The following is a 4,043-nucleotide window of genomic DNA, read 5'->3' on the forward strand; positions in this document are numbered from 1 at the left end:
GGGTGGGCACCCATGTGGCGCACAAACAAAAGTAAAATCCCCTGTCCGCGGGCGGCTGGGGCCACCCCCCCCCGCCCCCCCCACGCCCCTGCGGCCGCCGCCAGCGCGGCCGCGTCACTGTCCATCGAGGACCTTCGGCGTGGCCCGCGCCCCGAAGTGCAGGTACCGCTCGCCGGTCGGCAGCGCGTAGAACGTGACGGGCAACCAGTTCTGCGCGGACGGCTCCTTGACCAGGAACAGGTTCTCCTCGACGGGGACCATCGGGTATTCCTGGGTCGGCTCCGGCATCAGCTCGGCGAGCGGCCCGGTGATGGTGGTGCGCACGACCGGCCCGCCGTCGCGCTCCAGCACCTCGATGCGCACGCTGGCCCGCTCGTAGGTGCCCAGGTGCCGCTGGAAGTCGACGTGCACCGGTTCGGCGGGCGGGGCGATCGGGTGCGGCATCGCCACGCCGGCCACCGCGGCGAAGATCTCCCGGTAGAGCTCGTCGTACAGGTCGCGGGTGTTGCCACCGTTGGCGAGCAGGGTGACGGCGAGGCCCTGCTCGGGCAGCAGGCGCAGGAACGCCGACTGGCCGATCGTGTTGCCGTCGTGCCCGATGAGCCGGTGCCCGTCCCAGTCGAACCGGATCCAGCCGAGGCCCCAGGAGTCACCGAGGGAGTATTTGTCGGGCAGGTCGGCGTGCTTGGCGGCCATGGCCGCGGCGCTGGACTCGCTCAGCAGGCGGGTGTCGTCCGGGCCGAGGCCGCCGCGCAGATGCAGCCGGGCGAACGCGAGCACCTCCGCCGCCGTGGAGTTGATCAGGCCGGCGGGCCCGGCCGAGCGCTGCAGCCCCCATACGGGCGCCACCTTCTGCTCGTCGCCTTCCTCGACGTGACCGATCGCGGCGCGGTGGGCCAGCGCCTCCTCCGGCAGCGTGCCGGTGCGGCGCAGCCCGAGCGGGCCGAACAGCCGGGTACCGACGGCGGCGTCCCAGGTGCCCCCGGTCAGCTTCTCGATCACCCGGCCGGCCACGGAGAAGCCGGCGTTGCAGTAGGACCAGGTGGCGCCGAGCGGGTGGTTCTGGGTCTGGCCGGCCAGGCTCGCCACGTACTTCTCGAGGCAGTCGTCACCGCGGCCCGTGTCGGTGAACACGTCGCCGTCGATGCCGCTGGTGTGGGTGAGCAGGTGCCGCATGGTGACCTGCTTGGTGACGTCCGGGTCGGCGAGCCGGAACTCCGGCAGCACGTCGACGATCGGCGCGTCGAGGTCGAGCAGTCCCTCGTCGACGAGTTGCAGCACGACGGTGGCGGTCCACACCTTGGAGATCGAGCCGATCTGGAACACGGAGTCGGTCGTGGTGGTCACGCCGGTGTCCATGTTGAGGACGCCGTGCGCCGCCTCGGCCAGTTCGTCGTCCCGACCGGGACGCAGGCGCAGGATGCCGAGCGTGGCGCCGGGCACCCGATGACGCTCGGCCAGCACGGCCAACCGGCGCTGCCAGTGCGCCGCGTCGAGGGCCGGGCGACCGTCGCCGGTGTGCTGCTCGACCCAGTCCACGATGCGGCGGTTGTAGTCGGCCCGGTGTGACGGCTTGCCCTGCAGGATGAACAGGTGCGAGGCGCCCGGATAGAGCACCAGTCGGGTGGGCACGTCCCGCTCGCGGAGGGCGGTGTGCCACTGCTGCGCCTGGCCGACCGGGCACCGCACGTCGTCAGCACCGTGCAGGATCAGCGTCGGGGTGCGCACGTTGTCGACCCGGGTGATCGGCGACATCGCCGGCACCGAGCCACCCTCGAGCTCGAACGCGCCGATGAGGTGCCCGGCATCGGAGGTGCCGGCGCTGCTCGCCAGGTCGCTGACGACGCCACCGGCCACCGCGGCGGCGAACCGGTCGTCGACCCCGGTCAGGTAGCAGGTCATGTAGCCGCCGTAGCTGTAGCCGGTGACGGCGAGCCGGGCGGGGTCCGCCAGCCCTTCCGCGACCAGCGCGTCGACGGGTTCGAGGAGGTCCTTGGCGTCGGCCACACCCCACGCACCGAGCGCGGCCGTGTAGAACTGTTCGCCGTACCCGTCGCTGCCTCGCGGGTTGAGCAGCAGCACGGTCCATCCCCGCGCGGCGAGCTCCTGGTGGTAGAGGTGGACGTCGTCGGCGGCACCGTTCCAGGCGTTGTGCGGTCCACCGTGGATGTCCAGCAGCAAGGGGCCGGCGCCGGTGGTCGCCGGGTCGCGGACCACCCAGCCGTGCACCACGGTGCCGTCCGAGACGGTGAACTCGCGCTCCTCGCGACGGTAGAGGTCGACGTCGGTGCCGTGCGCGGTGCGCACCGACTCGCCGCCCGTGCCGAGGTCGACGGTGACGAGCTCACCGAGTGAGGTCGGGGTCAGCAGCAACGCGACCGCGGTGTCCCCGGCGACCGACAGGCCGGCGACGCTGCGCCCGGCGCCGGTCAGCACCGGCCGCGGCTCGCCGCCCTCGACCGGCACGGTGTAGAGGTGGGTGTCGCCGCGCTCGCGGACACAGAACAGCACCGACCGTCCACTGTCGACCAGCACCGGCAGCGCGCCCGGGTAGCCCGGCCCGCCCGACATCACGTTGCGGTCCAGCGGGGCGGACAGGCTGGTGACCGGGCCGCCGTCGAGCGGCACGCGGAGCAGGTGCGCGTGCCCGGTCACCCGCTCCGGATAGCCGATCACCAGTAACGCCGTGCCGTCGGTGGTCCAGGTGACCGGGCCGGCGTGGCCGTCGGCCAGGCCGACGACGCGCGGCGGTGCGGCGGGGTCGGTGGCGGAGCGCACGTGGACCGGGCAGTGCATGGTGCGGTCGGCGTCCGGCGCGGTGGCCGCCGTGTACGCGAGTCGCGTGCCGTCGGGTGACCACGCGGGGTCACCGGCGTGCCAGTCACCGTCGGTGAACTGGCGGGCCTTTTTGGTGGCCAGGTCCAGGACGTGCACGTGGCTGCGCACGGTGCGCAGGTAGCCGGAGCCGTCGGCCAGGTAGTCCAGCCGTTCGGTGACGATGGGCGCCGCGTCACCGGCGCCCACCACGTCCACCGGGGCGGCGAACGCGATGGCCGTGCCGTCCGGGCTCCACACCGGACGGCCGGCGCCCAGCGGCAGCGTGGTGAGCTGCTCGGGCTCCCCGCCGGCGGCCGGCAGCAGCCAGAGTTGGGCCGCGCCGCCGGAGGCCCGCAGGAACGCGATCCGCGTGCCGTCCGGCGACCACTCCGGCGTCGAGTCGGCGCCACCCCGGGTGAGCTGCACCGGCTCGCCCCCGCGGGTGCCGACGCGCCACAGGTTGCGCACCGTCCGGTCGCCGTCGCGATCGACCGTCCGCAACACGTACACGGCGGAGTTTCCGTCGGGTGCGATCGCCGGCTGTTCCGGCACCGCCACGGTGAACAGGTCGTCGATACGCTGGCGTCGGGTCACGGCGTACTCCTCGTGTCGCGGTTCGGCTCGGGCGAGTGGGCGGCGTAATGGCAGGCGGCCAGGTGGCGGCGGTCGGCACCGTCGGGTTCTACGCTTCGGCAGTCGTCCCGGCCGGCCAGGACGAGCGGGCCGACGGGGCACCGCGGATGGAAGCGGCAGCCGGGTGGCGGGTGGTGCGGGTCCGCCGGCTCGGCGGTGTCCAGCTCGGCCTCCGTGCCGGTCAGCGCCGCCGGGATGCCGCCGGGTCGCGGTGCCGAAGCCAGCAGCTGCCGGGTGTACGGATGCTGCGGGTCGTCGAGCACGTCGTCGACCGGGCCGCACTCGACGATCCGGCCGAGGTACATGACCGCGACGAGGTCACTGACGTAACGGACCACCGCCAGGTTGTGCGAGATGAACAGCATCGACAGGCGCAGCCCGCGCTGCAGGTCCCGCACGAGGTTCAGCACGGTGCCCTGGATGGAGACGTCCAGCGCCGAGGTGATCTCGTCGGCGATGATCACGTCGGGGCGGGCGGCCAGCGCCCGGGCCAGCGCGACGCGCTGCCGCTGCCCGCCGGACAGCTGCGCCGGATACTGGCCGGCCCGCTCCGGAGTCAGCTCGACCAGGTCGAGCAGCCGGGCCACCTCGGC

The 4,043-nt window shown here is 73.5% G+C and carries 2 protein-coding genes; both read right to left on the reverse strand.

Translation table 11 applies throughout. The features are described 5' to 3' along the window. Nucleotides 1-114: 114 nt before the first annotated feature. Nucleotides 115-3,411, reverse strand: a complete 3,297-nt coding sequence (locus tag AB0H87_RS38980; RefSeq protein WP_360157942.1) for a serine hydrolase — start codon at nt 3,409-3,411, stop codon at nt 115-117. Next, nucleotides 3,408-4,043 (reverse strand): ABC transporter ATP-binding protein (locus AB0H87_RS38985; RefSeq protein ID WP_360157945.1); only part of this gene is annotated, 636 nt, incomplete at its 5' end. The genes AB0H87_RS38980 and AB0H87_RS38985, both read right to left, overlap by 4 nt.

Origin of the sequence: Asanoa sp. NPDC050611 (genome assembly GCF_040654855.1) — a bacterium.
GTDB lineage: Bacteria > Actinomycetota > Actinomycetes > Mycobacteriales > Micromonosporaceae > Asanoa.